The organism is Oleiphilus sp. HI0123 (genome assembly GCF_001635315.1).
In genome coordinates, this window is record NZ_LWGE01001798.1 from 1 (window position 1) to 646 (window position 646).

General features: G+C 47.7%; 1 protein-coding gene. It reads left to right on the top strand.

What is annotated here, in order from left to right:
• The coding region (locus A3761_RS24160) for a prephenate dehydrogenase/arogenate dehydrogenase family protein (RefSeq protein ID WP_156492090.1) at nt 1-646 on the top strand (646 nt) is incomplete at both ends.

Consider the following 646-nt stretch of genomic DNA (forward strand, 5'->3'; position numbering starts at 1 on the left):
TTGGCTAAGGCCGCGAGAACTGAAGGTTTTGCAGCACACACTTGCGGTTACTCCTTAAATCATAGTGAGGCTAAGCTTGGTGTTGAGTTAGGAGTTATCGATGAGGCTGCTGAATCTATCGCTGCGGCAGTGAAAGGTGCTGACTTGGTTGTGCTGGCGGTTCCTGTAAAGGCATTTGAAGATGTCTTAAGTGAAGTAAAGGTGTCATTGAAAGAGGGGGCTGTTGTTACCGATGTTGGTAGCGTAAAAAAATGCTTTCTTGAGGCTGTTGAAGCAGTCTATGGTGAGGTACCTTCGTTTGTCGTTCCGGGGCACCCAATAGCGGGCTCGGAACGCAGTGGAGTCATGGCTGCTGATGAAAATTTATATCAGCGCCATAAAGTCATATTGACACCCTTAAAAAATACTAACCATCTTGCTTTGTCCCTGGTTCGGTCTATGTGGCGTATGGCCGGTGCGACCGTGCTTGAAATGTCGATTGAGAAGCATGATGAAGTCCTTGCTGCGACTAGCCATTTGCCACATTTGTTAGCCTTTTCGTTGGTCGATACGCTTGCCGGTGAGGAGCAGAACCAAGAGATCTTCCGTTATGCAGCGGGAGGCTTTAGAGATTTTACTCGTATTGCCGCAAGTGATCCTTTGATGT